The sequence below is a fragment of the Legionella genomosp. 1 genome (genome assembly GCF_900640215.1).
GTDB lineage: Bacteria > Pseudomonadota > Gammaproteobacteria > Legionellales > Legionellaceae > Legionella_C > Legionella_C quinlivanii_A.
In genome coordinates, this window is record NZ_CAAAJH010000008.1 from 133,541 (window position 1) to 160,055 (window position 26,515).

The following is a 26,515-nucleotide window of genomic DNA, read 5'->3' on the forward strand; positions in this document are numbered from 1 at the left end:
GGGCTCTTTTGAGCGATCAAAAAAAGGCTCTTCTGTACATTAATCGAATTTCATGTTTAAATGTTGGTCTTTTGCAGGGCTTTAACCTGCAGATGATATCGTTGTATGTCGTTTCATCTGTACGCAAATAAAACAGGAAACTATTATGCAATTCATTTTATATTTGGGTTTAATGCTGCTTACAGTGGCTTATGTTTATCGAAGAATAGTTCAGTCCGCCATAACCTTCCCTCATCCTGTCTCTTACTTAAAATTAACGGCCACACTGTTTAGTGAAAAATTACAATCCACTGAAAAGCCTGAATTAAGTAAAGAAAAAATACAGGAAACCTTTATGCAATTCGTGGTTGATGTAGGCAAAAAATCATTACAGCCCAATCATAAAGGCATCAGTCTTTTTCTTTTGCCCAATCTTTCTCGGGTGTATGTCATCGCAAAACCTGCTCTGATTCACCAGATTTATAATAATAAAGCCTTACAGGGCAAATTTGGCCAGACCCCTTTGTTTAACCGCCTTGATTATATTCTAGGTCCGCATAATCTAATGTCTTCAAAAAACGGTACACCTGGTCATGATAATCTGCGAGGAGCTATCTTGCGGCGTAATGAGGACTTGCTTCATCGGAAAAATAAGGAAAATCGCTATGAGCTGGAGACTTTGATAGAAGAGTTTTTTGAATTGCAAAGTGCGGATGTGAATCCCCATAAAAAAACACTCGGCCAGGTTATGGATACGCTGTCCAGGCGTGTGCTGCTTTATAATTATTTTAGTAAAAAAAGTATTGAGGTATTTGAAAAACTCTATCATCCCAGTTTAACTCAGGAACTGATGGGCTGTTTGTTTGATATTGAGCCCATATCCGATACCGAGAAAATGCAATTATGGAGCCTGCGAGAAAAGATTTTTAATTTTGGCTGCTTACTTCTGCAGCATGAGGACCTGAAACAAGAACTCTGCGCAACGGATAGCTGGCTTAATCGTTTAATGACAGCGCATGTTCTGGATAAGAATGCTTTGGAGAAGGACCTGCTAAGCCAAGGGATTGATCCGAAACGCCCTTTAACAGGGGGTGATTGCTCAAACTTAATCGAATTTGCAAAATGCCATGGGGATACTTGTGCGTTATCCTCCGCGGTCATTGATGCGCTTAATGAAAGTCTGTTTATCCCGTTGCTGGGTTTTGATGCAACTGCGACCCTGCTAATCACAACGCTTAGAATTATGCTGCAAGATCCAAGGATTTTAAAAATGGTCCGCCAGGAATTAGCCACCGCTAATTTTGACCACTCCAAACTTTCCACCTGGGGAGGCGAGGAAAAACTATCTTATACCGAGGCAGTCATATTAGAGGCATTGCGCATACTTCCTCCTGCTCCAGCAATCCCTGAAGTGGTGCAAGAGCCTTTCGAGCTTAAGCAGGATGGTCAGTCAATCATGCTTCCACGCGGCGCTCTTTTGTTAATGCCGCTTGAAGCAATCCATCAGGATAACCGCAATTTTCCCGATATTTATTTGTCTGAAGAAGCTGAAGCCTTGCTGGGAAAAAAAGTAGTGACGGCCAAAGATATCTTTCCTGAGCGCTGGCTGCCTGTAGACTCTCAGGGAAATCACTACAATGCCTGCTTGTTCGCTGATACACCACAATCTATCCATCCTGCTCAGAAGGAGAAAGACGGCAGCTTTCTACCCTTTAAAACAGGCCGACGGCGTTGCCCGGGACTTCGACTTGCTCTTGGCGAGGCGCTTTCAGTGGTCAAGATGTTGACAAAATTTGATTTTGAAATCGAGGGTGAAGACGCGCTGAATTTTCCCTTTGTCTATAAAACCCCGTTACAAAGGCAGGGGGGAAAGGGACATTTGACGGTAAGGAAACAGCAGGAATCCAAAAAAACGGATGAACATGCTTCGATTCAGAAACCTTTACGAAGCAAGCTGTTTTTTGAAAATTATCCTGAGGAAAGTGAAATTATCTCAGAAGATAATTCATCACAGCAATTCTTTAGAGCCTGGAGTCTCGCTGCACCTGCCGCGCCTGATTAAGGCACGACGGATGCGGCGAAATGAAGAAGTCTAACTACCCCAATTCAGTTTAATCACTTGCCAGTTCGATGGCAAAAGCCAAGCCTAATTTGGCAAAGTTAACCATATGTTCAGGAGTCAGACGATCCATTGTATCGCCAGAGGTGTGAATTTTCTGATTATGGTGTTCAAAATCAGTCTCGCAGGGGAATGCTGCAGGAACCCCGGCTGCTGTCCATGAAGCATGATCGCTACAGCCATAACCACATTCTGATTCAGCCACAGGAACACCAATATAAGTCTTGATTAACTCAGACAGATAATCCGTTAACATATCATTGGTGTAATCGCGGAAAACCCACATGGTAGGATCATTTCGATCATTACGGAAACCGGTCATATCAAATTGAACTGCGGCAAGGACAGGAATATGTTCCTGCTCAAAATGCTCGACTACATACTGAGAACCGACCAGACCGCGCTCCTCCGCAGCATACCAGATGATATAGATTGGACGGTTAAACTCCTGATGGGAGTTCAGCAACACCCGTGCAATTTCCATGACGCTTGACGATCCGCTGCCGTCATCACCGGCTCCAGGCATACGGCCATCAAGAGTGTCCATATGCGCGCCAATCACTATTCCGGGAGATCGGCTGTCTTTATTTATTACCGTAACCAGAGAGGGTTGCTTATACCACACGCCTGTTTTGACAAAATAGGCATCCACATCAGTACGTCCTGCCTCTTTTGCCATTTGCAGAAACTCTGATTTCAGCCATTTAGCGGCTTGAACTCCGGTATTTTTGGTCGCGGAACGATTCTCATAATCAGTGAGGTGTTTCAGAGTTTTTAGGATATTCTCGGATTTCACCTGCTCGAGCGCTTCAATAACCGCTGAACGATGCCTGACTTTAAACTCGCTCTTTAAGAGAGTGTTTTGCTTCAAGGCAGGTTTTGTCAGCAGTTGATGAGCAGCCACTGCTTTTTGGTTGCCGGATTTGTTTGCCAGCTGTCCGCTCACATTGACAAATCGACCGCAGTGCAGCTGGTCCGCCAGCAAGCTGATACTTTGAAGCTTATCAGAGGGCAGATTAATAATTTTGAACTCGTTGTTCTCCGCAAGGATTTCAAATTGTGAAGGCATCTTGGCTGCAAGACATTGCGGCACCTGTATTTGTTCCATGTGGGCCTGGCCCTGCGCTGCCAGAGGATTGGTTATCAGCATTAACCCAGTGGAAAGAAAAGTCATCCATTGATTCAAACGCATCATTACTCCTTAATTGATAAATGGCTTAATTCGTCATAAAGCATCTCTGCGGCAAGCGCTGAAAGGAAGGCACTCAACAGGCTGTTTGAGAAAATGCTTTACGATGTCTACAGATAGTACATGATGACTTCAAGATTGTAATCCTAAATTTTTCCTAAGAATTCATCCAAGCGGTCAAACTCACCCGCATGCTAGATTAATCAACAGCTTGCCTTATATTTTTAACCGGTAAAAGTCGCTTATTAAGAACAATATGTGTCATAATTGCCCGTTTCCTTATTGATAATCATTTTCATTTGTTATAAAGTTGCAAATTCTTTTGGATGGTAAACACGGGCTAAAAATGAAATCAAAAAAAATACCCTATTATCTGCTTCTCCTTCTGTTAACTGTTGGAGCCAGCCTTATTCTCGGCTTCCTGAGTTTTGGCGGTATGTTTGTTCTCTGGCCTGTTCTCCCTCTGGCTTTCGGCGCTTTTTTTCTCTCTGTCGCTTACGAATACGAAATATACATGCAGAATATCACCGGTGCTCTCGCCAAGCTCGGGTTCAAGCGAGATTATCTGGAACGCCATCTGGCCAGGGAATTTCTACTTAATAACTTTCCTAAAGAAGGAGCGGAGCTTGAAGGCGGGCCGGAATTTTTCAGAGATTATAAAAGAATGCTACAGCGCCTTCATGCCTTTGGCGAGGACCCTTTGGATGAAGCAGGTCGTCTCAAAAAGAAAAAGATTGAGAAAAAACTCAGCGATATGGAAAAATGGTTTGCTGAGCAACTCTTTGCCAAGAATGATGAGGAAGAGGACCTCACTCCCTATCAGCAGGAGCTTCGCCAATGGTTGAAGGCCAGAGGTCAGGATGACGTGCAGGAATTATTTTCAAGACGTCGTCTGTATTACCGTCTTGCCGGTGCATTCAGTATTCTTGCTGGTCTTTTCATGGGGGCGGGAACCACTTACCTCCTGGTTGGAGAATTTGCTGCTATTCCTTTACTGGCGGCGATACCGTTTTCCGTGTTACCGGCCTTCATTCTTCCAATGGCTATCATTGCCGGGGCTGCATACGGCTTTCTAACCTATAATGCCATTACGGACATGATCAATAATGATACTTTGCGGCAATGGTATTACAAGATTCGTGATAATTTAGTCAAAGAAGTCAATTGGCGAAGTATTTTCCTGGCAGCGACTTCCGTACTCCTGGTGGGGCTGGCCATTGCTTTAACGATTTGTACGGCTGGTACCTGGTGGACAGTGGTTAAGAACTCGCGTCCTTTGTTTGCCTGGATGGGTAAAATCCCCGTATTCGTAATGGGGATCATAAATCCCATTATCACAGGCCTTTCTGCAGTGTTTTTTAATCTGGAAAATACCAGCAATACCTTTGAAATTATTGAAGGCGCCCTGAAAAGTAAGAAATCCTGGTTTAGAGAATTTGTAAACGATATCAAGCAAGGCTGGGCTGAACTGCGTCAGAAGGAAAACTGGCTACAGATCATCAACCCCTTCCGTCTGGCCATTAACATTTTATTGGCCCCTCTGCGCCTGATTTTATTTTTGGGGCATTTGATTAGCATTGGAGTCACTTCGGATCGTGTGCCCGGGATTCCGGAAACCGTGTCTGCAGGTTTGGGAACCATAAGTGAATTGGGTGAAGACTGGCATTATTTCTTCCCCGGCAGCCACGAGCATAAGCATGATGATTTCAAATTAAAACATGCTTTAAAAGATCGTCTGAGTGCGAAAGGAGGGCATAGCCATGATAATGACGATGCGCCTACCCTGATATTGAAATTCGTACTTTCCCCTGTATTTTTACTGGCAGCGCTTTACGCCTGGGGAGCAAGCCAGTTTAATAACCCGAATGATCCAACGAATCCCCGCGAGGTCTTAAGTTTCAAACAGGCCTGGTATCAGCAAACAGGGCGAAAAGCAGAAACCTCTATCGAATTGAAAGAGCCGGTTGAAGCTGTCTCTGAGGACTGGGAAATTGAGCATACACTCTATAAAGTGGATAATTTCCAGAAAAAACATTTCAGCTCCGCCTTTAATTCAAAAATTGTTAAGGAAAAAACTGAAGGTTTGAACAGCTTCCAGAAGGAGCTGCGTCAACTGGCGAAACAAAAGAAAGCTCTAAGCGAAGAGGATTCTCCAAAGCTGAATCTGAAGGCCAAAATTGAAGAAGAAGCCGAAAAGGCCCTCTACAATAAGCACCGTTTCTTTGAGAAAGGTGACGCCACGACTAAAACCTTCCTGCAGGAGCTGCCGGAATTGGTTTGTGCTGCGGGCGCCGCTTGATATCCCGCTTGCTTCCATCCTGCGAGAATGGTAGAAGGTAGTTTTAGAATTTAGAATCGAGGCAGTTATGTCAATTAAATCGGATCAGTGGATCACCAGAATGGCACTGGAACATGGGATGATTTCCCCGTTCCAGTCGGAACAAGTACGAGACACCGGCAACGGCCGTATTATTTCCTTTGGTGTGTCCAGTTATGGTTATGACGTGCGTTGTGCGGATGAGTTTAAAATTTTTACAAACATTAACTCAGCAATCGTTGATCCCAAATCATTTGACGCCAACAGTTTTGTTGATGTCAAATCGGATGTTTGTATTATCCCCCCCAATTCCTTTGCTTTAGCCAGGACTGTGGAGTATTTCCGTATTCCACGCAATGTGCTGACGATTTGCCTTGGTAAATCAACTTATGCTCGCTGCGGCATTATCGTGAACGTCACACCGCTTGAGCCGGAATGGGAAGGGCATGTCACTCTGGAGTTTTCTAACACGACCCCTCTGCCTGCTAAAATTTATGCCAATGAAGGGGTGGCGCAAATGATATTCCTCGAGTCTGATGAGGTCTGTTCTGTTTCCTATCGCGACCGTCACGGCAAGTATCAGGGGCAAACCGGGGTTACTTTGCCGCGAACCTGAGTCCTGGTAAGCGAAGCCTGTCCAGGTTTACACGCGGTTAATGCCCAATAGCCGTTCCCTGGTTGTGCTTTGCTTAACGAGGCTACGGCTGCATTAATCCTTATTCGTCGTCTTCCTCATCCTGCAACGGGATGGTTTCCCTGGAGCTGTCTACCCGCTCACGTAACTCTTTTCCCGGCTTAAAGTGGGGACTATATTTAGCCTCAGTGATAACTTTTTCGCCTGTTTTCGGATTATGGGCATTTCTGGGTGGACGATAATGCAATGAAAAACTCCCAAAGCCACGAATTTCAATCCGTTGACCGCTAATAAGTGCTTCACTCATTAATTCCAGAATACGATTGATACCATCACTGACTTGCTTTTCGGGCAAGTGAGTCATTTTTGCAGCTAGGTTTGCTATGAGTTGCGATTTAATCATACCTACCTCGGTTGGCCGCGTTTCAGAAGGCTCTTGCCCAAAAGGCTTCAGCTAAGAGCTTAAAGTACTACTCTATTAATCAGTATAGACTCGCAAAAAAATTATTCAATCTTATCAATTAACTGTAACAAGATTTTATGAGTCTGCAAATAGCCAGATCTTTTTATTACTGTCTCTGCTGTATAAAAACATCGACTTCTCCCCAGTTCATTTGCACTCTGACCGTACGTATCAGAGTAAACAAAGAGGATTGCAGTGCTTTGCTGGTGCTGAGCACCAGGCTGCCGGCGGCAATGCCTTCCAGTACATGACTTAAGTGCTGCCAGCGCTCGCCAAAAAAAGCGGTGGCATTAATATAGACTATGTTTGCATCGGAAAAGTCAGCAGAAAAGATATCATTATTTTCAAAATGAATATGATGATAGTTTTCCTGATAGGCAGGCATTGCTTTTAGTTTTTCCTGCTGCCGGAGGGCGCTGTAATGGAGATTTTCAAACAGCTCTATTCCCGCGCTTTTTTTAACTGGAAACACCATCGCACAGGCAAGCACTGTTTTTCCGGTACCGCTGCCTAAATCATAGAAAATGGTAGCAGGCCCTGGCTTGCATAAAGACAGCAAGGCAATAAATGATTGAAATTCAATTTCTCCGTACACATATTCCGGGGAATCATTGTGAGCACGGGCCTCCTTGGAAAGATGAAATCCGCTGACCGATTGATACAGTTGTTTGAATACCTTTTCATGTGCATCAAGGTTAAGGTCATGGCGCCATTGCTTCAGCCGCCATCCTTTACGCCATTTTTTAATATGAATCATCAAAAAAGGGATGGCTGCTATACCAAGAAGAGTCCACATATCAGCTCTTATTCATCGAGGCAGTATTCAGAATCTTGTTCTTTTCCTGATGGGACAGATTAGGCCAGGCTTTTAACAAGACTTTACCCGCCTCACGCTCGTTTCGGGCATGCTGATGCATTTCCCAAGGCAATTCATTACTGATGTAAAGCGCAATAAACAAGCTGGTAATAAAGGTGACAATCAAGGCGAGGCTCACTGAACGCCATTGAAATGAGCGTAGAAGGCCTGTGCTTTTCTGAATGGCGCGAGTCGCTACTTTTTCAACCTGGACGCAGCTCTCATTGGCAATCCGTTTGAAATAGTGTGCATCATAATCCGCCAATTGCTGATCAATTTTGGCGATAGCCTGCTGAGTGTGCTGTTCAATTAAATTAAGTTGTTTGTGAAAGCTTTTATTAAATTCCCGCAGCTGACTGGCTATTTCCACGAGCATCTGCTGACTGGCTTTTTCCAGCATAGCAAGATGTTTTTCTCCCTGTACTAGAGTTTGCTCAGCACTGAGCCTGAAACGCGCCAGACCGGCCTGGGTGAGGACTTCATGCAAGGATTCCAGCTCCTGGTGCAGATTTTGTAATTTCTGCTCTATTTTCTGATGCTGATTTTGCGCCTGTTCTTCAATATCTTGCCGCCAGGCAATCATTTTAGTCTCTGCCAGTTCAAAATAAGCAATAAATTCACCAGTATGCCGTAACAGCTCTTTCAGTTTAGCTATTTCCTGGTCTCGCATTAGTTCCATAGGCCCTCCTGGTTGTCAGAACTGGCACGCCTGTTAATATTAGAGTTCCGCTGCAATTTTTCATTGTAAAAAGGTTCTTCATGTTAAAAAATTTTGCCCTCTTTAGCATTTTATTTATTCTGCTGGGAACGCTTTTTATCTTTTTTTATCAAAGAAAACTTATCTATTTTCCAGCAAAACTGATGCCAAGTCCTGCGAGTTTCCAGGCGAAGGATATGCAGGTAGTACTATTGCGGACAAGCGATGGGCTGACATTGCAATCCTGGTACAAAGCGGCTAAATCCGGACAAGCTACCGTTCTTTTCCTGCATGGTAATGGCGGCCATATTGGCATGCGCATGCCGATGGCAAGGCAATGGATCAATCACGGCTTTGGGGTCCTCCTTTTAGAGTACCGAGGGTATTCGGGTAATCCGGGTTTTCCTTCAGAGGAGGGTTTTTATCAGGACGCTGAGGCGGCAAGAGCGTTTTTAAGGCAGCAGGGTGTAACCGATGAACATCTGGTGATTTACGGTGAATCGCTCGGCACCGGGGTCGCTACCTATCTGTCAGCAAACCATGGCGCATGTGCTGTAATTCTGCAAAGCCCATTTACTTCGTTAAGCGCTATCGCCAGATACCATTATCCGTTGATATTGATTTCTCCCTGGGATAAATATGATTCCCTGTCGCGTATTCAGGACATCAAAAGCCCTTTGCTGATTCTTCATGGAGACCAGGACGGCATCGTACCCTATACTCAGGGGGTTGAGCTCTTTGAGGCCGCTAAGGAACCCAAAGAATTTGTCCGGGTTCCAAACAGAGGACATAATGATTTATGGGGGCAGGCGTTTTATCAAAAGGTGATTCAATTTATTCAACAAAACTGCAGCCGATAGCCCGCAGATCCGCCATGCTCCTGCCGATCAACCGGTGTTGTTGCACAAAAACTGTCTTTGCGAGCGCAGCGAAGCAATCCAACTCCTGACTTTGTTCAGGGGCCAATCTGGATTGCTTCACTTTGTTCGCAAAGACAACAGGATTTTCTATACAAATTAATATTTCCTTAATCTATATTGATTAGAATGGAATCATACAGGTAAGAGGAGAGGTGTCATGGCCATAGCGACATCGACATTTTTTAGACAAGCCCCAAGTATCACTCCACTTGTCCGGCCTGTCATCCAATCCGCTGACAAGCAGCAGGCAGGATATATTTATGTTGGTGAAGAGAACGATTGTTTTTTTCGTTCTGCAGCGGCCGCGATTATCAGCAAAGCTTTGGACAATCCAGCAAAGCATGAGGGACTGATTCAGCAGATCCTTGAATACCATAAAACCCTTTTTCCGAAGCCTCAGCAGCTTGAACGAGCTGATTCTTATGTGAAACGTTTAAGACAGCTAATGGCACAACAGCCCATCACTCAGTTTGTGAGAGATTTGGGATTTACCCTTCGCCAGATCACTGTCGATGAGTTGGTTTCTGACCCGGTTGCTTATCAGGATGCGTTTTCTGATCAGCTTTCATCGGTGGCAGAAATGAGGCAGTCAGACACCCGAATCAATGATAATGTGGTAAGGGATGCCTTGGCAAAACGTTTAAGTTTATCCATTAAGATACTTGAAGTGGAGCCAGGTAAAGAATTTCATGCTACTCATCATTCTTCACCACCGGAAGGCGTGACGCCTGCTGCGAAACTTAAACTGCAAATCGAGGACAAGCTTTATCGCCCGTTTGTAGCCAACATTGCAGTCTTTGAAAAATATAATGCAGCGATGGCGCCAGAGTTGCCTCAAGTAAACCGAGCCAGTGAGCCCGGCATGGAAGAACTGAAGGCCCAAATCAAAGATAGCAGACAATTGATGCGGCAGGATTACTTACGCCGCGTTAAAAATCTGGAAGTGCAATATAAAGCAAAGGATTTTGATAAAACCGGACTTAGAGAAGCATTACTCGAGGAATGGAAACATAGCTTTAATTATCATTTGCGTGTTCCCTATGCGGGTATTGAACATGGCATTCAGAAGTTTTTCCGCAAGAATATCGGGCTTGCCAACAAGCATGAAGCAACCAATATTAAACCGCAGAGAGATTACCAGGACCATACAGCTCTGGATTTCATCCATACTATTGCCCAGGGATTATCCCTTGGAATTTTTAATGAAGACAGGGTGTTTGCTAATCTTAAGAAGTACTCTTCAGAAAATAAAAAGCAAGAGTCCTCCCCTGGAATGAGAATACGTTAATCTTTAAGAGATCCTCTCTCCCCTCAGGGGAGAGAGTTAGAGATACTGCCATTAAGTTAAGGAAATTTTGTCTTTACCGCGAAGGCTGGAATCCATTCCTCAATTGGCATTATAGCAAACTTAGAGATGGATCCCCGCCTTCGCGGGGAGGACAGTTTATATACAACTGAGCTTAACTTAATGGCAGTGAGAGTCAGAGAGAGGGGATTTTCTTCATAGCGCGTCTGAAAGTCTGCAAGCCTATAAATATCCCTGTTGCCGCATCCAATCGTCACTGACAAATTTACTCATGTAGTTGCGAATTGAATCAGGGAGGATGACCAGGCATTTGTCCCCATTTTTTAAGGATTTAGCTGCCTGCAGTGCTGCCCAGGCGGCGCCTCCGCTGGAGCCTCCTACCAATAAGCCTTCTTCGCGAATTAAACGTCTTGCTGTATTAAAAGAGTCTGCATCATTGATTTTGACATAACGGTCGATGAGCTGGTTATTAAGAACATCGGGGAAGAAATCATAGCCAATGCCTTCCACGTCATAGGGTTTAATTTCATCTCCCCCGCCCAGAATAGAGCCAATCGGGTCAACGCCGATTACCTGGATTTCAGGATTATATTCTTTCAGACGTCTGGCAATTCCGCTAATCGTACCGCCGGTGCCAACGCCTGCCACTACCATTGTCAGGCTTTTGCCGAAATCCTCAATGATTTCTTCTGCTGTGCCATGGTAATGGGCATTGGGGTTATTGGGGTTGGCGTATTGGTCAAGAATATGCGAATTGGGTATCTCTTTCTGCAGCCGAGTGGCCAGCGAAATATGGCTTTCAGGTGCATTCCAGGCGGCTTCAGTCGGGGTTCTGTAAATAACGGCGCCCAAGCGCTCCAGAGCCACTTGTTTTTCCTGACTCATTTTATCCGGCATGGTAATAATGACTTTATAACCCAGCACAGCACCCGCCAGCGCAATGCCAATTCCAGTATTGCCTGAGGTGGGTTCGATCAGCGTATCGCCCGGTTTAATACGGCCTTCCTCCTCCGCTTTTTTTACCATTTCATAGCCAATACGGTCCTTAACGGAACCCCCGGGGTTGAAAAATTCACATTTGGCATACAGCTCACAATCGAGTTCTTTTCCCAGTTTATTTAACCGCACAACCGGAGTATGGCCTATCGTTTCCAGAATATTTGAATAAATCATGAATAACTCAAGATTAAAGAAGGAGGGTGCTCTACTTTAACAAGTAATTTTATCAGGAACAATTGCTAAAATGATTAGCCCAATTCCAGGGCCACAACCTAAATTCAAGCATATTGATTTTACAAGTTAAAATACAAGAGCTAGAATTTCAACTTGTATGGAATTAACTAACCGCAAGGAAGAATAACCATGAAAAGAAAAATCGCTTGGGTTATATTGGCCGCCCCTTTGGTATTAACTGGCTGTGAGCAAATGGACTCCTTATTTGGAGGATCTGATCACAATGAGCCTTACTATCATGGTAAACGCTCTTCTTCTGCCAGCACAGAAAAGAAAAATACCAGCTCTCACCAGTCGAACTCATCCAACACCAGTTCCTATAGCAGCTCCTCCCCCTCCAGCTCTTCTTCATCCTCTGGACAATCAGGAAATGCTGCACAAAGCGTCACTTCAGTAAACGATAGCCCTGCTGATATCAGTAATGCGGCAACCACTCCCAAACCTGTGCCAAGCGGAGCTGTACCGAATACAAGTCCGATGGTAGGTCAATAATCTGTTAACAAGGAAAATGGCATGACGACTGTTGCTGATGTGTTTATCGATACCCTGGAAGAAGCCGGTGTTAAGCGTATTTATGGGATTGTAGGCGATTCCCTCAATGGTTTGACCAATGCTTTGCAAAAAAGGAAAACCATTTCCTGGGTTCATACAAGGCATGAAGAGGTCGCTGCTTTCGCAGCGGGTGCCGAGGCTCAGTTAACCGGCGAGTTAAGCGTTTGCGCGGGAAGCTGCGGCCCCGGTAACGTTCACCTTATCAATGGACTGTATGACTGTCAGCGCAGTAACGCGCCGGTATTGGCAATCGCGGCGCATATTCCCTCACCTGAAATTGGAGGGGATTATTTTCAGGAAACACATCCCGCGATCCTGTTTAAGGAATGCAGTGTGTATTGCGAGATCATCTCTTCTCTGGAGCAGATGCCGCGCATTTTGAAAATTGCCATGCAAACAGCAATTGCAAAGCGTGGGGTTGCGGTGATCGTCATTTCCGGGGATTTCGCTATGCAGGAAATTCGTACCCGGCACTCACCAGCCTGGATTCCAGCACCAAAACCCGTGGTTTTACCGGATAATGCGCTGCTTAAGCAATTGGCTAAAGAATTAAATGATGCCCAGCGAGTCACCATTTTTTGCGGCATTGGCGCAGCAGGCGCGCATCAGCCATTGATGGCTCTATGCGACAAGTTAAAATCCCCGGTGGTCCATACGCTGCGCGGCAAAACCTTCATTGAATATGATAATCCCTATGACGTCGGCATGACCGGTTTAATAGGATTTTCCTCAGGCTATTATGCAATGGAGTCCTGCGATGTCTTGTTATTATTAGGAACCAGCTTCCCATACCGGCAGTTCTATCCTGAAAATGCCAGAATTATTCAGATTGATATTGAAGGCAGCCAGTTAGGAAAACGAGCCGACATTGATTTAGGCGTGGTGGGCGATGTGAATGCCACACTGGAAGCATTGCTGCCATTAATCAAGTCTAAAACAGATAGCAGCCATCTTGAAAAAGCGGTGGAGCATTATCGTCATGCTCGCAGAGAGCTGGATGATCTCGCGAGTGCCAAGCCTGGCAAGAAGCTGATTCATCCCCAGTATCTGGCAAAACTAATCAATGAAGAAAGCAGCGATGATGCGATCTTCACCTGTGATGTAGGAACTCCAACGGTATGGGCTGCCCGTTATCTGATGATGAATGGCAAACGACGTCTGCTGGGCTCTTTCAATCATGGCTCAATGGCAAACGCCCTGGCACAGGCTATTGGCGCGCAGGCCTGTTATCCCGAGCGTCAGGTCGTTGCCCTGTGTGGCGATGGCGGGTTCAGTATGCTGATGGGCGACATTCTGACTCTTGTTCAGCAGCAATTACCGGTTAAAATGGTGATTTTTAATAATGGTACTCTGGGCTTTGTCGAAATGGAAATGCATGTCGGTGGAATGCTTGAGTATGGCACTGAACTGCATAATCCCAATTTTGCACAAATGGTTGAAGGGGCTGGGATTCATAGCCTGCGAGTCGAAGATCCTGCTGATTTGCGTGATGCCTTGGGGGCTGCATTCAAACATGAGGGGCCGGCACTGGTTGATGTGCGGGTGAATCGCAATGAGCTGGTTATGCCGCCTGCAATCAATATTGCCCAGGTTAAAGGATTTAGCCTCTATATGATGAAGGCCATTATTAATGGTCAGGGCACAGAAATTTTAAATCTGGTTAAAAATAATTTATGGCGGTAGGATTTTTATGGAATCATTAAAGCAACAGGCTGCGAAAGCTGCCCTGGATTTCATCGACGATGATATGATTGTCGGTGTCGGAACGGGTTCAACGGTTAATTTTTTTATTGAGCAGCTTGCTGTCATTAAACATCGTATTGATGCCTGTGTGGCCAGCTCTTTGGGCACACAACAACGTCTTCGGGCATTGGGAATTCCTGTAGTCGATCTCAATGTGGCCGGAGAGGTGGCTATCTACATTGATGGCGCTGATGAGGTCACGGCCGCTCACCAGATGATTAAAGGTGGAGGGGGAGCCTTAACCCGAGAAAAAATCCTGGCAGCTGCATCCAGACAATTTATCTGTATTGTGGATGAGTCAAAACTGGTAAATCGTCTAGGGGCATTTCCTGTGGCGGTAGAAGTCATTCCCATGGCCCGAAGTATGGTTGCGCGAGAATTAGTCAAGTTAGGCGGTGACCCGGAGTATCGGGAAGGTTTTGTGACTGATAATGGAAATATTATTCTCGATGTCTATAACTTTGAGGTTGAAGATGCGATGGCACTGGAACAAGCCATCAAATTATTACCCGGGGTAGTTGAAAATGGGCTTTTCGCAAGACAGCTGGCTGACAAGGTCATTGTGGCTGGGAAGCAGGGGATCCGAGTGGTGTAATGAATGAGTCCTGGTATCAATTGGAAGAGGGAAAGCTGACTCTTTTTCTTTATATTCAACCCGGCGCTAAAAAAACTGAAGTCTGCGGTTTACATGGCCGAAGTCTGAAAATTAAACTAGCCGCGCCCCCTGTTGAGGGCAAGGCCAATGAAGTCTTGATAAAATTTTTGGGCAAATCCCTGAATATCCCGCTCGCGGCGATTTCAATTCGTCATGGGGAGAAATCCAGGATGAAGACGGTAATAATTCAGGGTGGCAGGAAAGAGCATTTGTCATCCCTTGTTGATCAGAAAATTTAAAAAGTCCTCCTCTATAGAAACAACTCGAAAATCTGCTACACTGAAAACTTCCTCGGTTGATAATGGATTATCATGAGACTATTTAATTTTCTGTGTTGTTTATTAATTTCTTCAAGCTGTATTGCAGAAACCAAAGAGGTGGCAATCACCATTGATGATTTGCCTCTGGTCGGCTCGAGTATGAATACCCCGGGCAATCAGCAGCGCTCAACCGAGCGATTCCATCGAATTGTTCAGGCTCTGGTGGATAATAAAGTACCTGCAACCGGATTTATTATCGCGGGTGCTATCGCCAAGGGGCAATGGGAGTTTCTGGAAGAGTTTCGCAATGCCGGTTTTATGTTGGGAAATCACACCTATTCTCATTACAACTTAAATAGTATGAACGCGGACAAGTATATTGCCGATCTTGATAAGGCGGATAAAAAGCTTGAGCCGATTATGACCGAACCCAAATATTTCCGCTATCCTTATCTGGCAATGGGAAATAAGAACTCAAAGCCGAAGGTATTAGCCTATCTTCAGGAACATCATTACACCATTGCCCCGGTCACCATCGATAGCAAAGATTTTCAGTTTAATGAGCAGCTTTACAGAGTGCCTTATCGAATGCGGGAAAGTTATGTGAACAAACTAAAACCGCGCTATCTTGCCTATATCTGGAAACAAACCCTGAGAGCAGAAAAGCAGGCAGAGGGTAAACCGGTTAAACAGATTCTGTTGCTTCATGCCAATTTGCTTAACAGTTATGCCTTGCCCGATATCATTAAGATGTACCGTGATAATGGGTATCAGTTTATCAGTTTGACAGACGCACTTAAAAACCCAGGGAACCAGTTAAATTATGGCTCCGAAAAGAAAGATAACAGCGATGATGAATTGGAAAAAGAGCTGATGCCCTTTTCTTTTGATTGATTGAATGAATACAGATTCGGATTGCTCAATCCGGATCTGTTTCCTGAGAATTGTTTGGCTGCTTTTTCTGCTCCAGCAACTCATCAAAGAGTTTCTGCTTTTCAGGCGATAAGGATGCCCGTCTTAGCTGCATCATCTCGGCGTAAGTTCCCTGCACGCAATCAGGCGTCAGACGATCAATAATTAAAATGCCATTTAAATGATCAATTTCATGCTGAAGCACTCTGGCATAAAAGCCTTCAGCCATTTGCTCATGTTGCCTGCCCTGTTCATCATAATAAGTGACCCGAATTTTATTAAAACGAGGAACCTTGCCTGCCTTGCTGTTCACTGAATAACAGGCTTCGAAATCAGCGGTCTTCTCATCACCCACTGCCTGATAATCAGGATTAATCATAATATGCATGGGATAAGTGACGACATTGTCACGCAATAGAGCAGCACTTTCAGGAATATACAGAGCAATAATCTGTCGCGCATGATTGACCTGCGGCGCCGCCAAACCAACCCCTCCAAGGCTGTAAAGCTTCGATTTCATCGCAGCAATCAGATTAATATCCTCATCAGATAAGGGGAAACTAACCGCCTTGGCACGAGTGCCAAGCACGGGCTGATAAGCCTCTTCTTCAATGTGAACAATGGTTAAGGCCGGAGTGGAAGTGCTGGTCATAAGGGCTCCAAAGAAAATGATAGCTTTAATCAATAAGGACATGACTGGTTTTGATTCCGTTTTAGACTGACTATCATAGCATTATTTTCTCAATGAGCTACTTTCTTTACTGTATTCTTAATCCGGCGGTGTGCATTCCAAAGCGCCTGTCTCTGGAATGCATTTTGAAAAAGCTAATGGCAGCCTGTTATGTTAGCGGGTTGATGAGTGGCGGTGCGTTTACTGGATCATCAACTACAGGAGCATGCTGCTTTTTGTTGAATAAGCCATGAGGATTCTGACCATAACCATTGGGATTTTCCATTTTGGAAAATGGGGTATGGGCTGCGGAATGCAGTTGATCATACTTTCTAAGATGCGCCGGTTTATAAAGGTGCAGAGCTTCAAGCAGATCGAAAAAGCATCGTTTCACCCAAGCCAGGCTAAACATATCCAAATGTTGTCTGGCTGTGATGATGGTTTTAAAGACAGGACTTTCCACGTCTGATTTTAAATTCTCCAGGCGTTGGGTGATGGGGATTGAGATGTCATCGGCAATGGTTTCCAGCTTTTTAATTTCAATCTGCTTGGCAGTCAGCGTTTTCTGACTTTCATATAAAGATTTCTGTTTTTGCAATGCGTCACTGGCATGATCGAAATAGAGTTTAAATGCATTAATTGCCGCTTTCACCTTGTCCAGTTGCTGGTATTCAGCAAAATGTTCGGTTTGAAACTGACGGGCTTTATTCATCAGCTCTTTACGGATTTTCCTTTTAATGTCCTGTTCATTCAGAGCCCGCTCAACAAAATCATTTTTGAACGACATCAAATGCTCTTTCAGCTTCGCCTTATATTCCTGATCAACCATATGCAGGCCCACTTGCCTGTTAATAATCAGTTCCACCCGCTTATCAAAGGTATTTTCCGTATATTGTCGTCTGAAATTGCTGTTTTCCTGAACCTGGGAGGTTTGGAGCTGCTCAAGATAAGCTATTTTTTCTTCTGCAGACTTGATTGCTAATTCGGCTGTGGAGAGATTTCCAAGGTAATAACTGTAGGTGCTGCGTACTCGCTCCCTGATATTCGCGAGTTTTACTGCGGTTTTAAGTTCAGAGTTATGAATTAACTGATCAATCAGTTTGTTTTCAGCACTGATTTCTTTAGGTAAGGGCAACTGCTTATGATGTTCTTCCAATAAAGGGTAAGCCTCTGCATACGACTGCAAGACACTGGTTTTTGCTTTCTCAATTCCTTTGTTAATTTTATCCAATGCCGGATTTTCTTCAGTCTCATCCTTAGCGTCTTTATTCTGAGATTGAATAAAGTTCAATTGATTGACCAGATTCAGATAATGATCCATAGCGCCCATTAACGTCGTGAGCGGCTTCATTTTGCTTTTGATTGGCTCTATCTGGTTTTCCGCTTCGTCAAGTCTTAGGTACGCCGCGTCTTTACGTTGGACAATGGGCGAAAAATTGTGTACCAGACGCATGTGTTTTTCTGAAACCAGATCTAATGGCTCAAGCATTCCCTTGTAAAGCTCATCGAGAATTACTTTCATCGGGCCTGTCAGCGTGCCCGGAGCCAGGTTGAGTTTGTCTTCCCATTTATCGGTTTCCAGAAGAATTTTGGCGAAGATGACCGTATTGATTTCTTCAAGATGATCAATAGTAAAGTTATTGGTGGTCTGAGTAAATTCGGCAAGCCTGACGCGCAGTTCCTGGAAGAGCCGGTACATAACCGGTGTTTCCAGCAATAGCCTGAAATAAGAGTCGGAGTTGGCAATAATTCGCTCAATATGGATAACAACTTTCTTAGTGTTGGTTTGTATGCTTAAAAGCTGGGCCTCAGAAAGATTCGGTTGACCTTCCAGTGCTGACTTAATTTGCGCAGGGACCATGAAAAAGGCCTGCAGTGTGTACCAAATCGCGTTGTAACGTACTTCTCCGGGGACTTCCTCTGGGTCGACGTTACTAGCATCTGACAGATAAGGTTCGCTTTGCTCCATCACCACGCGTTTCATATCCTGGGCTTTGGCGAGTAATTCATTGGCCAGTATGGAAAGATGGGGATCTGCTGCTAAGGCCTTGCACAACTCTAAAAGCTCGGAGACATGCCCATAAGCCTGTAAAAGATAGAAAACATACAATAACTTTGTGCTGCTGTTATCCAGTTTTTGTAATTGCTTAATAATTTGTTCTACATGATATAATGCATTAAACAATTGTTTGATATGAAGAACCTGATGGCTTTGCGCCAGCACTTTGTGTGGATCTTCCAGCTCCGGGAAGGGCAGCTTATTGCGTTCCTGAGTACCAAGATGCAATTCTGTTTTCACAGAAATATTTAAAAATTGCGTCAACTTCATTAGAGATTCGCGGAAATCACCAATTTTTTGCGCATAGTAATCATGTTTAAACACATAGCTTGACCGGTTGCCATAAACCAGATTAGGCTGCACTTTAGCGGGCGCATGACCACGGCTGGCGATAACCGCCATGATTTTTGAAGAAAGGGTTCTTAACTCGTCATGGAGGAAAGGACTGGCTAACGCTTCTGCAAAATCGGAACGAACTTCAGTCTGAATGTCTGTTCTCAGCTTTAATTCAGCAATTGGAGCGCCCGCAGGATAACTGATTTTGTCGTCCAGCCTTTCCTCAAGCTTGTTATTGCTTAATTGCTGATATTGCCGCGTTTTGCCATCGCAGATTTCATCCAGGCTGGCGAGCACTTTTTTGAACCAGGCCGCGTTGTTTGAAAAGTCGTTTGTCCTTACTTTTATACTGAACCCATGCTCCGATTCAGGATTCAGATTCTCAATAATGGCCGCATCCAGTTTTTTCATATTTTCCACGCTGGATTTTGCTGCCGTGGCTGCTAGAAAGTAAGGGCGGAATTGATAATAATAGCGGCGAGCATTAAGTTTTTCTTCTGCGGACATATCGCAGACAAACTCAGTTTTTGCTCCTTGCAGGATATTGGTGAACTGTTCAAAATACAGTTCGGCTTTCTGCAGATCGTTTTTTCGGAGTGAGTAGTAAGCGTGCAGGGCCTCTGATTGCTCGAAGGATAAATTCTCCAGTTTGCCAATCTGTTTACCATAATCCATCGCCTGGATATCTGCCTCGCTGCTTGCCTGAGGGGATAAATGAATCGCCTTCGCTTCATTAAACAGAACCAAATCCTGTTCAATGCTGACAGGATGCAGGAAGATTTCAGCTTTACTGGCAAGCTCTTCCTCCAGGGACCGATTTTGATCCATCATATGCTGTTGTGAGGCATTGTCTCTGGCGATACCTTTAGCAATGATCTCTTTGTTACTCCGTACATTGGCAACCCAATCCATATTCTGATAATTGTGAACATAGCGGTCATAAAGGGCTTTGAAACCATACAAGGTCGCACGACCTTCACCATTAAGTCCATTAACGATCGCGTCTTCCAGTTCGGGAGCGGCTTCGAGCACATAGCTTCGGAAGTATACGAAATGCTGTTTTAATATGAGTTTGGTCGGGGAGGGCAGGTCAATTAAGCGTTTACCCTGCAACTCCTCGTCTTCAATAATCTGATAAAAGGCTTCAAATGCGGCTTGTGCACGCTCTATTTTGTTTAAGTTTTGCTGAGCTATTTGCTGACGTTCTCTCGGGCCTTGACTTCGCTTATCAAAGGCAGCTGCGGACCCCTCGAGTAATTCAGGGCTGTCAGCAACCACTGGGAAGAACTTCTCAGTTTCTTTAACAAGTCCCAGGTACAGGGATTCTAAACTTTCCTCCAGTCGATTGCCTAATTTGCCATGAACCAATTGGGCTTTAAGCTCAATCTGATCGGCAATACCCAGCAACTGAGGAATATTCTCCTCTTTCATTACCAACAGCTTATGACGAATAAACTGAGGGTTTGAGGCCTCATTTTGCAGTAACTCTCGAAGAGTATAAAAGGACTGGCGAGTTAACTTATAAGCCAGTTTAGATGCCGCGTCTTTAAGTTCTCTGGGAACCGGGTAACTGTCCCACTCCTGTTTAGCTTTTTGAAGAATTGAAAAAGCCTGTTCCAATTGGCTGAGTGTGGATGGGGTTACTGCCAGGGTTTTGATGTTTTCAAAGTCCAGGAAAGGAATATGCTCAGAAACCGGGCTGCTTAAATCAGGTAAATCATTTTCGCTGAGAATATCGCTAATCGATTCGCCCGTGGCGGTAACAACCGAATATGCAAGACCTTTATCAGTCATTTCGTAATAGATAGCCTGGTTTCCGGCATGACCATAATTTAAAGGCTCAGCTGGAATAGCGGCCAAAGCATTGGATAGCGGTTGATCAAGTGGTTTAAGCGTTAACTCGGGAGCAGAAAGACCAGCGCCTAAGTCAAGGTTTGCCGCTAAAGCGTCTGCCAGTTTATCAAAGCCGAGGTTACGGTAAGTCAGTTGCTGCTGCAGGCAAAGGGTCTCGGTTTTTCGTAAAGTCTGCTGAAATGCGGCGCTTGAGTCTTTGAAAAAGTCTGTACTAATGCTGTTTGGATTAGGGTTGTGATTCAATAAGCCCGCATTTAAATTATCTACAATATCCTGGTCCAGACGTTCAAACAATTGTCTTGGCAAGGCCTCTGCCATGAACACCATAAAATAGGGCTGGAATTGGTTATAGTATTGTCTGGCGACCTGTTTATCTGCTTCAGACAGCTCAAGCAGTGAGGCGGCGGGAGAGGCTTCCAGAAGCTGGATAAAATTTTCAAAGGCCGTAGCCGCCCGTTCTACACGGGTGTGTTCGCTTAAATAATAGGCATATAGTTGCTGAGCCTGAGTTGCCTTAAGCCTGCGAGGGGTCGTAATTTGTCGACAGTAGGCCTCTTTTTTAGGTTTGTAAGCCTGGTATTTTTCTTCTGGAATTCCCAATACTTCCAATTCATTAAAGAGGATAAGATCATTGTTAACTTTTGCTGCAGGATTTAATAAAGTTATTGTTTGTTTCTCAATGCTCTCAATGAGGTTCAAACCTGCATTGTAATGCTCTGTCTGCCTGTTGGACGCGTCTTGTAATGCCTTGGCAAGGTTTTCTTTATTAGCTAATACATGAACAACCCAATCATTGGTCTGATTACCATACACATGATAATCCCAGTGCTTCATCACGCCATAAAAAACAGAGCGGCCTTGTGAGTTAAGTCCATTGACAATGCTGGCTTCCAGGTTAGGATTTATCGCCAGGAGAAATGGGCGGAAATAAGCAAACTGCTTTTTCAATAATTCCTTGGTTTCGGCAGACAAATCAATAATTCGTTTGTCTTTAAATTCTTCATCCTCAAGGATTAAATAAAACTCTTCAAGTGCATCCTGTGCCTGACCAATCAGGCTGGAGTTATAATGACAAGCCTCGATTCGCTGGTAAACAGGGGCAAGACGTGCTTTCACTGCTGAAGCCGAAACCACATGCAATGGAGGGTTATTGTCCAGAGCGGGATATCGACCGCTAACAACCGGCATGATTTCATTATGGAAGGCATTCAGATTATCAAGCAGTGGTTTTGTGAAGGTTTGCAGTTCTGCTTTTGCATGGATCTCCAGTTCATCAGTCAAGCTCAATAACTGAGGAATGAGTTCTTCTTGCAGCTGCTGCAATTTTTCTTTAACAGATAAATAGTTTTTATGATAGTCGGCGGCAAGACTTGCTTCGAGTAGCTGTATGTACTGATTACAGATTTTGGCCAATAACTGATTGCATGCCGCTTTTTGCTCTGCGCTGAGCGGGTAAGATTTCAGCTGCTCATCCAGATTAAATAAAAGGGTAATCTGCTGTTCAAATCGCCCCTTAACCAGAGGGCCTAATGGAAGTGCGGACAGGGTTTTAAGCTTCAGTCGCTCAAGAATTGCCTTTACTGGCTCAGGCATAGTCAAATTATGGGTGTAACCATGGCGCTGGTTATCAAAATACAGTTTGAGTGCCTCAGTTAAACTGTTTGCCTGGATCGTTTTAACAAGAGAATATTGCGCTTCATCGACTACTTCTTTATTTCGTTTTGCATGAGTCAGTCCGGCATATGACTGCGCCCGTTTTCTGCAAACGGATGCTGCGTCAGCAAAGCAGATATGCATATCCGATTCATGTTGCTGCAAAAACTCAAAACCTGAGTCGGGAATTGTCAGCTCATCGGAGTTCAGCCAGTCAATGTTTTCCTTGTCTATAAATTGAATTCTTGGATCAGAGAAAGCGACGCAGAAATAAGGCTGAAAAATGTTGTACCAGTTCCTCAGTTCAGTTTTGGCTTCTACTAAAGCGGACTTCTCTTCCTCATTATTGCCTGGCAGGGTGCTATAGCGGGCCAGTGAAAGCATAAAGTTTTTATAGGCGGCATTCGCACTCAGCAATCTGTCTTCTATCCCCGCGTAGTATGTCATCAGCGAAAGACACTGTTTTGCATTCAGATTCTCTGGCTTTGATATGACCGTGCCCCATTTATCGTCCGTCTTTATCCCATACGCAGGGGCTGCTTCCTTGCTGATATCCAGCGCTTTTTGTTCATCGAAAGTCAATACCTGGCGGCTCGGGTCAAAGGGGTAGAGTCTTAAATCAGCTTTAGTATAAATGGACTCGATCAGAGCGATATTGGAGTGGAGGTGGAAATTCTGTGTATTTAATTCTCGCTCAATTAAACTGCCAATGTTGCCTGCATGGTTGAGCAGATTGGCAATCCAGTCGACGCCTTCATATTTTTTCCACCAGCCATCGTAATATTCTTTAATTGTCTGAAATGTGCTTGTGTCGCCCCCATTCAGTCCATAGACAATCGCGTTAGCCAAATTGACATCGTATTGCTCGACAGAATGCCTGAAACGCATAAAATAGCTGGTCAGAAGCTCTCTCACGGGCAGAGGCAGGTCCATTATGCGTATGCCTCGATATTGAGGAGACTGAATGATCCCGTAAAATTTCAGAAACGCTTCCTTCGCATCCTGAGCGGCATACAGTTTTTGTCGGCTATGATCTATTCGTGCTCTCGTTCCCTGAATTCGTAATTCGAGAAGCTTGCTGTCTTCTACAGTAGATAGTTCCGGCGCCTGTTCTGAAAATTTAACGAGCTTGCCAGTGTGTTCAATAATAGCGCTGTAAAGTGCCTTGATTTGCGTGTTTATGGGATCAGATAAAGAGCCTGGTTGTAACAGGAACTGATCTTCTATTTTATCGGCAAGCGCAAAAAGCTGCGGGAGCAGATCATATTTGAGCTTGGATAACTGGGCACAGACTGCTCGCTGAGTGGCCTCGTTCATATTCATTGATTGCGCAAGAATACTGGATGTCAAGGTCACGACATTACGCAGGATTTTAATATAATGAATCACCTGCAAGGGTAAAAAAAGTCGATTATCCTGCAGCAGAGTAATTGAATTAAGCATTGCCAGGGCACTGGCCTGTAACGATTCGATTGCTTTTTTATCAAGGCTCTGCATCTCTTGTAAGGTTTCAATGGCCTTGGGATCCAGAGGAACGCCTTTCTCGATAAGCGCTTGCATCAGTTCCTGAGAATGCGATTTAATCTGTTTGGTAAATTCCTGCAGATATTCAGGCAACTTGGCAGATAAATGGGTCAAAAAGTTGTAGTCGGTTTTTCCGCCTTTGGGTTGCAGCTGATCAACTGCTACTCCGGCAACATAACCGGCAGTATAGGCATGATTTCGGGCAAATTGGCTAGCCTGTTCAAGCAGCTTTACCCCTCTTTCCGGTGAGTCGGCATAGTTTTGGATACCCGAAAGCAGTTGTTCTCCCACTGTGAATTCGCGGGAAAACATTTCTACCAAATCAGAGTCAAGGTGAGTTGCCAGATAGCAGGCCGTATAGGCATGATCAATTGTACTATTCAGCAGTTTTTGAATATCTAACTGGCGTTGCTCCTGTGCTTCAACTATCTGTTGTCTTTCTTTGGCTATTGAAACGATGCCATCTTTTAGCAGTTGCAGGTTTTCAATTTCATGTTCTTCAAGAGCAAAACAAAGGCGATTAATCTCTTCCTCGCTGAAAATTTTATTTAATTCTTCAAGAGGAATTTTATCGACAATTAATCGTTGATTACGGGTGTTGATTACATAGTAAATCAGAGGTAATTCACCGGCTTTGAGTAAATAGCTGCCCAGTTTCTTCTTGAATAGCTCAAGCGTGGAGAAGTCTCCTGCTCGCAATGCACTCAGAAATTGGGGAGTTTCTTCTTCACCCAGCATGGTTTTCAATTCATCAGCGCTGAAATTGCCCTCAAACAGCTGTTTAGTTATCGGATGAATAAAGGAATAACGAAGGGTTTTGTTTTCTTCGCCTTCCTCTTTTAAATAAAGCGTATTGGCGCTGAGATCGCCTTCCTGAGGAAATGCTGCAATAGAGAAGCTGTCTAACGGGTTTCGCAAATAAATTTTGCCAGTGACCGGTTTTTTATTTACGTCAACGATATCAAGGTGATATACCCCTCTGATATTCAAACTTTCCAAATCAAGGAATGCCTGTTCTCCGTGGTATAGGGCATTAATCAAATCTTTTATCTGTACCACTTCCCGCGGTTCACTGCTGTAATTCAGAACCGTATGGCCTGCCTTGTGTGTGGCTTGCATAATCAGCGGTAAGTTCGCTTGCAGATTTTCTATAGTCAGAGGGTCATTCAGAGTGATTCCCAGGTTCAGCGGATCTAGTCTTGCGCTAACTTTCTGTGCCGGGGGGGCAATTACAGTATACTCAATCTTGCCATCCTGGATAGAGAAATAAATTTTTCCAGGTTCAATTAGCATTTGATTGATATCAGCATCCTGCTCAAGCAAAATCGGTAAATAGGATTTAGGGAAAGGAACGCCCACTGTGTACATGTTCGATAAGTAATGGCTGTTTAAACTCTCATTAAATCGAATGGAAACTTTAGGATTATCACCGGCAGGGAAGTCATAGCCTTCTGCCAGCGTCTTGCAGATGAGCTCTCGCTGGGCACGAAGAAACGCCGCCACTTGCTTCTCTTTAAAAGACTCGAGGGTTTTTAGCTGTTTGTCAGTAAATTCCAAGACAGGATTAGAGAATATATCTAAAATGGCTTTTAGCTTATCGAGCACGGCTTCATCTCTATGCAGTATTTATATTCTACATAATATATGTTGAACATTAAGTAAACCTTAAAATGCTTTTTTATTTATATAGGTCAATATAAAGGCTCGATAGAATTTCAAAGAAACTAGTTTATAATTCCTAAACGGTTTTAGAGTGAATACGAAAATGAATCCTAACAAGTTGGCCGAAATTCGCCGTGAATACGGCAATTTGACCTTAGATGAGCGTGTGGAGACAGATCCTTTCGAGCTTTTCCAGCGCTGGTTTGAAGAAGTTTTACAGATAGAAATCAGTGATCCGACTGCGATGGTGCTGTCCACTACGGATGAAAACGGATTACCTGACTCAAGAGTGGTCCTGCTAAAAGGGCTGGAACAGGATTCTTTTTTATTTTATACCAACTATGACAGCGCGAAAGCGATGCAATTAAATCGAACCCCTTATGCAGCCTTGAATTTTTTCTGGCCGCAGCTAGTGCGCCAGGTCCGTATTCGCGGACGGGTTAAAAGAAATTCCCCCGAACAGTCTGATGAGTATTTTAACAGCCGTCCTCTTGCCAGCCGGATAAGCGCCGTGGTTTCACCACAAAGCGCGGAAATCACTGAACGCATGCAGCTTGAAAAAGCGTTTAATGATTTGCTGGCAAAGCATAGTCAGGAGCCTGTTATCCGTCCTCGCAATTGGGGTGGTTATCTGGTACTTCCTGATGAGTTTGAGTTCTGGCAGGGGAGAGATAACCGATTACATGATCGTCTACACTTCAGACAGCAGGGAGGACAGTGGGTTTGCCGACGCTTAGCTCCCTGAAACGATTTTCAGGAACCTTTGTATATTAAACTGTCCTCCCCGCGCAGGCGCTGAGGAATCCTGTCATTTAATTGAGCAGTTATGTTTTTAAGGTTTGCTCAATAAGGACGAGAAAAGAATTGAAGTGCATACGAATTCATGATCAAATTTGTTTACGAAGCAAAACCGACCGGAAAA

The 26,515-nt window shown here is 44.4% G+C and carries 18 protein-coding genes; 11 read left to right on the forward strand and 7 right to left on the reverse strand.

Translation table 11 applies throughout. The features are described 5' to 3' along the window. Window positions 1-145: 145 nt before the first annotated feature. Window positions 146-2,041 (forward strand): cytochrome P450, encoded by a 1,896-nt coding sequence (locus E1O89_RS09480; protein WP_133139954.1) that lies wholly within the window; start codon window positions 146-148, stop codon window positions 2,039-2,041. Between the two features lie 49 nt (window positions 2,042-2,090). On the opposite strand, the gene lapA is transcribed toward E1O89_RS09480, so the two are convergent. Then, a complete protein-coding gene (lapA, locus tag E1O89_RS09485) occupies window positions 2,091-3,290 on the reverse strand; it encodes an aminopeptidase LapA (protein WP_133139971.1) in 1,200 nt (399 codons plus the stop codon). A gap of 343 nt (window positions 3,291-3,633) precedes the next feature. On the opposite strand from lapA, the gene E1O89_RS09490 reads away from it, so the two are divergent. Next, on the forward strand, window positions 3,634-5,586 hold the full coding sequence (locus tag E1O89_RS09490) for a hypothetical protein (RefSeq protein ID WP_262337481.1): 1,953 nt from the start codon (window positions 3,634-3,636) through the stop codon (window positions 5,584-5,586). Between the two features lie 67 nt (window positions 5,587-5,653). Beyond that, window positions 5,654-6,220 carry a dCTP deaminase gene (dcd, locus tag E1O89_RS09495; RefSeq protein WP_058507148.1) on the forward strand — a complete coding sequence of 189 codons (567 nt, stop codon included), beginning with the start codon at window positions 5,654-5,656 and terminating at the stop codon, window positions 6,218-6,220. Between the two features lie 100 nt (window positions 6,221-6,320). On the opposite strand, the gene E1O89_RS09500 is transcribed toward dcd, so the two are convergent. The 3 genes from E1O89_RS09500 to E1O89_RS09510 all read right to left on the reverse strand — a co-directional run bounded on the left by E1O89_RS09500 (window position 6,321) and on the right by E1O89_RS09510 (window position 8,236). Beyond that, window positions 6,321-6,692 (reverse strand): integration host factor subunit beta, encoded by a 372-nt coding sequence (locus E1O89_RS09500; RefSeq protein WP_367379936.1) that lies wholly within the window; start codon window positions 6,690-6,692, stop codon window positions 6,321-6,323. Between the two features lie 115 nt (window positions 6,693-6,807). Then, a complete protein-coding gene (locus E1O89_RS09505) occupies window positions 6,808-7,497 on the reverse strand; it encodes a methyltransferase (protein WP_133139956.1) in 690 nt (229 codons plus the stop codon). A 1-nt stretch (window position 7,498) separates the two neighbouring features. Further along, window positions 7,499-8,236 carry a hypothetical protein gene (locus E1O89_RS09510; RefSeq protein ID WP_133139957.1) on the reverse strand — a complete coding sequence of 246 codons (738 nt, stop codon included), beginning with the start codon at window positions 8,234-8,236 and terminating at the stop codon, window positions 7,499-7,501. Window positions 8,237-8,316: 80 nt separating this feature from the next. Here E1O89_RS09510 and E1O89_RS09515 point away from each other — a divergent pair, with 80 nt between their 5' ends. Then, window positions 8,317-9,114, forward strand: coding sequence for an alpha/beta hydrolase (locus tag E1O89_RS09515; RefSeq protein ID WP_133139958.1), 798 nt, complete (start codon window positions 8,317-8,319; stop codon window positions 9,112-9,114). A 217-nt stretch (window positions 9,115-9,331) separates the two neighbouring features. Next, window positions 9,332-10,462, forward strand: a complete 1,131-nt coding sequence (locus E1O89_RS09520) for a hypothetical protein (RefSeq protein ID WP_133139959.1) — start codon at window positions 9,332-9,334, stop codon at window positions 10,460-10,462. Between the two features lie 240 nt (window positions 10,463-10,702). Here the strand turns inward: E1O89_RS09520 and E1O89_RS09525 are convergent, their stop codons facing one another. Beyond that, window positions 10,703-11,653, reverse strand: a complete 951-nt coding sequence (locus E1O89_RS09525; protein WP_133139960.1) for a pyridoxal-phosphate dependent enzyme — start codon at window positions 11,651-11,653, stop codon at window positions 10,703-10,705. A gap of 189 nt (window positions 11,654-11,842) precedes the next feature. Between E1O89_RS09525 and E1O89_RS09530 the strand changes: the two genes are divergently transcribed. From E1O89_RS09530 to E1O89_RS09550, 5 genes are all read left to right on the forward strand, one after another. Continuing rightward, window positions 11,843-12,205, forward strand: a complete 363-nt coding sequence (locus E1O89_RS09530; protein ID WP_133139961.1) for a hypothetical protein — start codon at window positions 11,843-11,845, stop codon at window positions 12,203-12,205. A 21-nt stretch (window positions 12,206-12,226) separates the two neighbouring features. Continuing rightward, complete coding sequence (gene poxB, locus E1O89_RS09535; protein ID WP_133139962.1) at window positions 12,227-13,948, forward strand: ubiquinone-dependent pyruvate dehydrogenase; 1,722 nt, start codon at window positions 12,227-12,229, stop codon at window positions 13,946-13,948. A 7-nt stretch (window positions 13,949-13,955) separates the two neighbouring features. Next, window positions 13,956-14,603 carry a ribose-5-phosphate isomerase RpiA gene (gene rpiA, locus E1O89_RS09540; RefSeq protein ID WP_133139963.1) on the forward strand — a complete coding sequence of 216 codons (648 nt, stop codon included), beginning with the start codon at window positions 13,956-13,958 and terminating at the stop codon, window positions 14,601-14,603. After that, window positions 14,603-14,902 (forward strand): DUF167 domain-containing protein, encoded by a 300-nt coding sequence (locus E1O89_RS09545; RefSeq protein WP_133139964.1) that lies wholly within the window; start codon window positions 14,603-14,605, stop codon window positions 14,900-14,902. The genes rpiA and E1O89_RS09545 overlap by 1 nt, the downstream gene beginning before the upstream one ends. Before the next feature lie 72 nt (window positions 14,903-14,974). After that, a complete protein-coding gene (locus tag E1O89_RS09550) occupies window positions 14,975-15,817 on the forward strand; it encodes a polysaccharide deacetylase family protein (RefSeq protein ID WP_133139965.1) in 843 nt (280 codons plus the stop codon). A 25-nt stretch (window positions 15,818-15,842) separates the two neighbouring features. Here E1O89_RS09550 and E1O89_RS09555 read toward each other — a convergent pair whose 3' ends face one another. Beyond that, window positions 15,843-16,487, reverse strand: a complete 645-nt coding sequence (locus E1O89_RS09555; RefSeq protein ID WP_262337483.1) for a peptide deformylase — start codon at window positions 16,485-16,487, stop codon at window positions 15,843-15,845. A 187-nt stretch (window positions 16,488-16,674) separates the two neighbouring features. Then, the gene (locus E1O89_RS09560) at window positions 16,675-25,536 is read right to left on the reverse strand and encodes a hypothetical protein (protein ID WP_133139967.1); all 8,862 of its coding nucleotides are present in this window, start codon (window positions 25,534-25,536) and stop codon (window positions 16,675-16,677) included. Between the two features lie 160 nt (window positions 25,537-25,696). Here E1O89_RS09560 and pdxH point away from each other — a divergent pair, with 160 nt between their 5' ends. Further along, window positions 25,697-26,338 (forward strand): pyridoxamine 5'-phosphate oxidase, encoded by a 642-nt coding sequence (pdxH, locus tag E1O89_RS09565; RefSeq protein ID WP_133139968.1) that lies wholly within the window; start codon window positions 25,697-25,699, stop codon window positions 26,336-26,338. The last annotated feature ends 177 nt before the right edge of the window (window positions 26,339-26,515 follow it).

Coding starts and splice junctions, on each gene's coding strand:
- E1O89_RS09480 (WP_133139954.1), top strand. CDS start 146: ATGCAATTCATTTTATATTTGGGTTTAATGCTGCTTACAGTGGCTTAT.
- lapA (WP_133139971.1), bottom strand. CDS start 3,290: ATGCGTTTGAATCAATGGATGACTTTTCTTTCCACTGGGTTAATGCTG.
- E1O89_RS09490 (WP_262337481.1), top strand. CDS start 3,634: ATGAAATCAAAAAAAATACCCTATTATCTGCTTCTCCTTCTGTTAACT.
- dcd (WP_058507148.1), top strand. CDS start 5,654: ATGTCAATTAAATCGGATCAGTGGATCACCAGAATGGCACTGGAACAT.
- E1O89_RS09505 (WP_133139956.1), bottom strand. CDS start 7,497: ATGTGGACTCTTCTTGGTATAGCAGCCATCCCTTTTTTGATGATTCAT.
- E1O89_RS09510 (WP_133139957.1), bottom strand. CDS start 8,236: ATGGAACTAATGCGAGACCAGGAAATAGCTAAACTGAAAGAGCTGTTA.
- E1O89_RS09515 (WP_133139958.1), top strand. CDS start 8,317: ATGTTAAAAAATTTTGCCCTCTTTAGCATTTTATTTATTCTGCTGGGA.
- E1O89_RS09520 (WP_133139959.1), top strand. CDS start 9,332: ATGGCCATAGCGACATCGACATTTTTTAGACAAGCCCCAAGTATCACT.
- E1O89_RS09525 (WP_133139960.1), bottom strand. CDS start 11,653: ATGATTTATTCAAATATTCTGGAAACGATAGGCCATACTCCGGTTGTG.
- E1O89_RS09530 (WP_133139961.1), top strand. CDS start 11,843: ATGAAAAGAAAAATCGCTTGGGTTATATTGGCCGCCCCTTTGGTATTA.
- poxB (WP_133139962.1), top strand. CDS start 12,227: ATGACGACTGTTGCTGATGTGTTTATCGATACCCTGGAAGAAGCCGGT.
- rpiA (WP_133139963.1), top strand. CDS start 13,956: ATGGAATCATTAAAGCAACAGGCTGCGAAAGCTGCCCTGGATTTCATC.
- E1O89_RS09545 (WP_133139964.1), top strand. CDS start 14,603: ATGAATGAGTCCTGGTATCAATTGGAAGAGGGAAAGCTGACTCTTTTT.
- E1O89_RS09550 (WP_133139965.1), top strand. CDS start 14,975: ATGAGACTATTTAATTTTCTGTGTTGTTTATTAATTTCTTCAAGCTGT.
- E1O89_RS09555 (WP_262337483.1), bottom strand. CDS start 16,487: ATGACCAGCACTTCCACTCCGGCCTTAACCATTGTTCACATTGAAGAA.
- pdxH (WP_133139968.1), top strand. CDS start 25,697: ATGAATCCTAACAAGTTGGCCGAAATTCGCCGTGAATACGGCAATTTG.